This is a genomic window from Caballeronia arationis, assembly GCF_001544975.2.
In the GTDB taxonomy this organism is placed as follows: Bacteria; Pseudomonadota; Gammaproteobacteria; order Burkholderiales; family Burkholderiaceae; genus Caballeronia; species Caballeronia arationis.
This window is the reverse complement of record NZ_FCOG02000234.1, coordinates 1-5,829: the sequence shown is the minus strand read 5'-3', so window position 1 is coordinate 5,829 and position 5,829 is coordinate 1. Positions and strand designations below refer to the sequence as shown.

Annotated in this window: 2 protein-coding genes and 2 pseudogenes; 2 read left to right on the top strand and 2 right to left on the bottom strand. The window is 61.9% G+C overall.

Annotated elements, in window-relative coordinates:
* Window positions 1–659, bottom strand: a pseudogene (locus AWB81_RS39860) (sorbosone dehydrogenase family protein); the annotation flags it as partial.
* A gap of 341 nt (window positions 660–1,000) precedes the next feature.
* Between AWB81_RS39860 and AWB81_RS39855 the strand changes: the two are divergent.
* Both AWB81_RS39855 and AWB81_RS39850 read left to right on the top strand, forming a co-directional pair.
* Window positions 1,001–1,576, top strand: coding sequence for a cytochrome b (locus AWB81_RS39855; protein ID WP_087135535.1), 576 nt, complete (start codon window positions 1,001–1,003; stop codon window positions 1,574–1,576).
* Between the two features lie 9 nt (window positions 1,577–1,585).
* On the top strand, window positions 1,586–2,278 hold the full coding sequence (locus AWB81_RS39850) for a VIT1/CCC1 transporter family protein (RefSeq protein WP_062643812.1): 693 nt from the start codon (window positions 1,586–1,588) through the stop codon (window positions 2,276–2,278).
* Window positions 2,279–2,849: 571 nt separating this feature from the next.
* Here AWB81_RS39850 and AWB81_RS47770 read toward each other — a convergent pair.
* Window positions 2,850–5,829 (bottom strand): annotated as a pseudogene (locus AWB81_RS47770) (error-prone DNA polymerase); the annotation flags it as partial.

Sequence of the window (5,829 nt, the reverse complement as noted above, 5' to 3'; positions counted from 1 at the left end):
ACCGTGATGTACAGATGCTTGCCGGAGCGGTCGGCCAGGATATTTTTGGTCCAGTGATGGTTGATCGGCCCGGCCGGTAAGTCGGCTACCTTGACGCCGGGGCTGGTAATCTGGGTGGTGCCCGTCACATAGTTGAAACGCAACAGAGCGTCCGTATCGGCAACATAGAGTTGATTGCCAATGAGCGCCATCCCGAACGGCGAGTGGAGCCCGCCCATAAACACTGTCTGAGTCCTCGCGACGCCGCTGCCATCCACATCGCGCAACAGCACAATGCGATCGGGGCTCGGCACACCGGCGCCGGCGCGCTTCATGACCTGCTTTCTGACCCAGCCGAATAGGCTGCTGCCTTCATCGTGTTCTTTTGGCGCGTCGCTTTCCGCGACCAGTACGTCACCATTGGGCAGCGTGTAAAGCCAGCGCGGGTGCGCGAGGCCACCGGCAAACTCGGTGACGCGAAAGCCTGCGGGTGCGGCGGGCATAAAACCGTCGGGGCGTGCCTGAACGGGCGCGATGTTGACCATCGGAACCAACGACGATTCCGGAGCCGGCATGGCGGGCGATGCGCCGAAGCCCGTGTCAGTTGAACTTGATGGTCCAATCGCGCAGGAGGCCAGTGGCAAAACCATTGAAATAGCCAGACGGTTTAGCAGGCGCATGTGGGTTCCGAATGAAGAGCGTTGATTGACGATGCAACGGACCGATAGCAAGAAACCGGCCCGCGACGCTGCCTGCTAACGCGCAAACTATTTCCGTGACTCAAGTGGAAAACCCCGGCCTCCCGGCTTTCCGGCCGTGCTGAACCTACGTTGGGGGCTGTGCGGAAACAGCAGCGGAGTCGAGCATCCAGATCGCCCCTCCCCGGCATCAGGTTTTCTTAAGGTAATGTCGCTAGCATCTATCGGATTTGCGTAGTGCTTTTTTCAGGCCATCAGCTCAAGATTCGCAGGCTGCGCACCCCCCATCAATTCATCAAGTCGTGAAAACTTGAGGAGCAAGAATGGCGAAGGTTTACGGAATGCAGCGTCCGGCATATGACACAGTCGCACGCACACTGCACTGGCTAACCGTCCTGTTGGTCGCAATGCAATTTGCAATCGGCTGGACGATGCCGGACGTCCACAAAGACACGCAGCCGGTTAATCTGATCGCCTGGCATCTTGGGGTGGGCGCGACGCTCGTCGCCGTCATGGCAATCCGGGTGATCTGGCGATTGACGCATTGGCCCACGCCGGATGAACTGCCACCACTACTCAGCGTCGTCTCGCGCATAACGCATGTTCTCCTCTACGCCGCCCTGGTGCTGGTGCCGCTGCTCGGCTGGATCAATGCGTCCTCACGAGGCTGGACGGTCCGCTTGCTGGGCGTGGTGTCCTATCCGGCGCTGAGCGAACCGGGCTCGGCCTTCGGCCACGCGATGGGGGATGTGCACGGCATCCTCGCATGGGTGCTTTTCGCGTTGATTGGTCTGCATGTCGTCGCAGCGCTGTTCCACCGCTTTGTCCTGAAGGACCGTGTGCTGCAAAGGATGCTGCCCCACGCAGGGCCGTCGCGTGATCAGGGTCGAGACCGCTAGGGTCCGCCAATGGCCAAGGCTCACAAGGAACCGCATCGAATCAAGGCGATCGGGTGGCTACGCGCTGCGGTCCTTGGCGCGAACGACGGCATCATTTCGACGGCAAGTCTGATAATCGGCGTCGCGTCCGCGCACGCCGAACACGGCCATCTGCTGCTGACCGGCCTGGCTGGATTGGTAGCTGGCGCGATGTCGATGGCGACAGGCGAGTACGTATCGGTCTCGTCGCAGGCGGATACTGAAACAGCGGCGCTCGCCGAAGAGCAGGCGGAGCTCGATGCGGATGGCGCGCGCGAGCACCGAGAGTTGGCGGCGATTTACGTCCGGCGCGGCCTCGACATGGCGCTTGCCAAACAGGTTGCGCAGGCTTTAATGGCTCACGACGCACTCGGCGCACATGCCCGCGACGAATTGGGTATTTCGGAAACGACCGCTGCAAATCCGTTGCAGGCCGCGCTAGCGTCAGCCAGCAGCTTTTCGGTTGGAGCCGCTTTGCCGCTCATCGTCACGGCGCTCGCCCCGCAGCGATGGGTGGCCCCAAGTATCGCGGCGACGGCGCTGGTTTCCCTAGCGATCCTTGGCGGACTTGCCGCGCGCGTCGGAGGAGCGAAAGTGGGTCCTGGTGTATTACGGGTGGCTTTCTGGAGCGCGCTTTCGATGGGTGTGGCATCCGCGGTCGGTGCTATATTCGGCGCGAGTTGAGCCGTGACATCTTTCCGCAATACATCGCTTGCTATTCCGCGACGGTTGTCATCTGCTTGCTCCACTCAAATTTCTTCGGAACGTCCAGCAGTCAAAGCCGCCGTTATTACCGTCCATTGCCTTTTTGATGGTCGCCTTGACCTCGGCGAATTGGGAGCGCGTCAAAGAGATCACCGATGGCCTGCGCATTGAAGGGTGCAGACGTGTTGCCTGAGAACTGCAGCGGATTCCGCGGATGTTCGCGGCTGCGTGACCAGAGGCAGCTATCGATTGCGATCGATTAATTTGCCGATCAACGCGTGATCTGAATATTCATGTACCGCCGCCGCCGAGGGAAGGCGGCAATACCTCGATCAGCGAGCTGCGCGGACTGTCACCGAAAGAGATCGACGGACTGAATATTGCGCGAATTCCAGTAGTCGATGCGGACAGCATCAACCATGCTTGCGGACGAAAGCCGGCAATACATAACAAAGGGCTTGCGAACGTCGGCTTAATGTTTTCACAGCGGACGGTCGCAAACGTTGGGCCGAATGACGCCTGTGGGTCGGTTTCCGTCAGCGGTCTGACGTCAGTGAAAGTTGCGGCTCGACGTGGCCAAGTTGCCAAGGAGCGTCGTCATGTCGACGAGTCGATTCGCGACAAGGTGCTTGACCTCGCCTTCCTTCTGCCAGACGCCATAGACGCCGAGCAGCGAGGCTCCCAGCGCTTCCTTCCTGAACTTCTCGACCAACGACGGCCAGACGATAACGTTGATCTGGCCGGTCTCGTCTTCCAGGGTAATAAAGAGGACCCCGTTCGCTGTGCCCGGACGCTGACGCACGGTGACGATGCCGCACGCCTTGGCAAGCCGCCCGTTGGATAGGTGGCGAGCTTCGAGGCCGCAAAGATCTTCTTCTCGTTGAGCCGTTCGCGCAGCAACGCGAGAGGGTGCCGGTTCAACGTCAGGCCCGTCGAGCGATAGTCGCTCACGATCTCCTGCGCCTCGTTAGGTGCGGCAAGCAGCGGCAGTTCTTCCTCGCGCGTCGTAGCGCGCAACAAGTCCTTATCAGGCACGGCTGCCACCGCCTGCCAAAGCGCCTCACGCCGATTGCCAGATAGCGCCGATAGGGCGTTTGCGTCCGCGAGCAACTGGAGGTCGCGACGATCGAGCCGCGCACGGTTCGCAAGGTCGTTGACCGACTCGAAAGGGCGCACCGCTCGCGCGGCTTCTATGCGTGCAGCGGACTCGTCTCGCATCCCGCGAATCAGCGACATACCGAGCCGCACCGGCGCCATTGAACCGTCGCCTTCGAGGAATGAATCCCGGTTGCTAATCGTGACGTCGATCGGCAGCACGCGGACCTTATGGCGCTTCGCGTCTTGGACCAGTTGCGAAGGCGAGTAAAAGCCCATCGGTTGGCTGTTGAGCATCGCGCAGAGGAACGCGGCCGGTTCGTGACATTTGAGCCAGCAGCTCGCATAGACGAGCAGCGCGAAGCTCGCCGCGTGGCTCTCCGGAAAGCCGTACTCGCCGAAGCCTTGGATCTGCGCGAAGATAGATTCCGCGAACTCGCGATCGTAGCCGCGCTCAAGCATGCCGTTCACGATGCGATCGTAGTAGTGCTGCAGGCCGCCTTTACGCTTCCACGCGGCCATCGCGCGGCGAAGCTGGTCGGCCTCGCCGGCGCTGAAGCCTGCCGCGAGCATGGCGACCTGCATTACCTGCTCCTGGAAGATCGGCACGCCCAGCGTGCGAGCGAGCGCGGTCTCCATCTCAGGTGAGGGAAACGACACCGCTTCTAGTCCTTGCCGCCGGCGCAGGTATGGATGCACCATGCCGCCTTGCACCGGTCCCGGTCGCACGATCGCCACCTCGATCACGAGGTCATAGAACTTCCGCGGCTGCAGGCGCGGCAACATGCTCATCTGCGCACGCGATTCGATTTGAAAGACGCCAACCGTATCAGCGCGGCAGATCATCTCGTACGTCTTCGCGTCTTCTGCGGGGATGTCCTGCAATTCAAATGGCTCACCACGCTGCTTGGCGATCAGGTCGAGCGTGCGCCGGATCGCTGACAGCATGCCGAGCGCGAGCACGTCGATCTTGAGCAGCTCCAGCGCTTCGAGGTCGTCCTTATCCCACTGGATCACGCTGCGATCGACCATCGCGGCGTTTTCGATCGGCACGAGCCGCGAGAGCTTGCCGCGCGCAATGACGAAGCCGCCGATGTGCTGCGACAGGTGACGCGGGAAATTCAGCAATTGCGACGCGAGACTCGCCCACTGCTGAATGATCGGCGTCGAGGTATCGAGTCCCGATTCAACGAAGCGATTGAGCAGGTCCGCGCTGGAGTCGAACCAGTGGTGCGACTTGGCCACCTTGTCGACGATGACCGGATCGACGCCAAGCGCCTTGCCCGAGTCGCGTAAGGCACTCTTGGGCCGATATGTCGTCACGGCGGCCGCGAGCGCCGCGCGGGTGCGTGTGTACTTGCGATAGATGTACTGGATGACTTCTTCGCGCCGCTGGTGCTCGAAGTCCACGTCGATGTCGGGCGGTTCGCCGCGCTCTTTCGAAATGAACCGCTCGAACAGCATCGAGCTGCGCGCGGGATCGACCTCGGTCACGCCCAGGCAGTAGCAGACCGCGGAGTTGGCCGCCGACCCGCGACCCTGACACAGGATTCCCTCGTTGCGCGCGAAGCGAACAAGGTCATACACGGTCAGGAAGTACGGCTCGTACCGAAGCTCGGCGATGAGCGCCAGTTCGTGCTCGATCTGCGTCTGCACCTTGTGCGGGATGCCTGCCGGGAAACGGCGATGCGCGCCGATGTACGTCTCCTGCCGGAGATACGCCGTCGGCGTGGTGCCTTCCGGGATCAGTTCGTCAGGGTATTCGTAACGCAGTTCGTCCAACGAGAAGGTGCAGCTGCTCGCAATTGTCAGCGTCTCGGCCAGCGCCCGCTCGGGATAGAGATTCGCAAGCCGTAGGCGGGCGCGAAGGTGTTGCTCGGCGTTCTGCGCCAGTTCGAACCCGCACTCGGCAATCGACCGGTTCAAGCGCACGGCCGTCAGCGTATCCTGCAGCGGCTTGCGGGAGCGAACGTGCATGGTGACGCCACCGGTGGCCACGATCGGGACCCCGTGCTGGTCGGCGACATACTCGACGATGCCGCGATGGATGTCGTCCATCGCGCGAGCGTGGAGCGTCAGCGCCGCCCAGCAACGGCCCTCGAACGTGCGCGCGAGCCATTCCATCTGTGCATCCAGTCGCTCCTCCTTCGCCGGGTATCCCGGCGAAAGGATGATGAGGCAGTCCGGCAGACCTTTCAGGTGTTCATACGGCGCTTCTGGCCGTGCGAGGTCGTTTGGCGTCAGCAGGTACGTGCCTTTCGACGTGCGGGTGCGCGCAAGGGTAATGAGTTCCGACAGGTTCCCATAGCCGTTGCGATTCATGGCAAGGGCGGTGAAGGCGAGGGCGCGCGTCCCGTCCGGGTTCGTCAACTGGAAATGCGCGCCGACGATGAGCCGGATATTCGCTTCCTTGGCGGCAACATGCGCGCGGACGA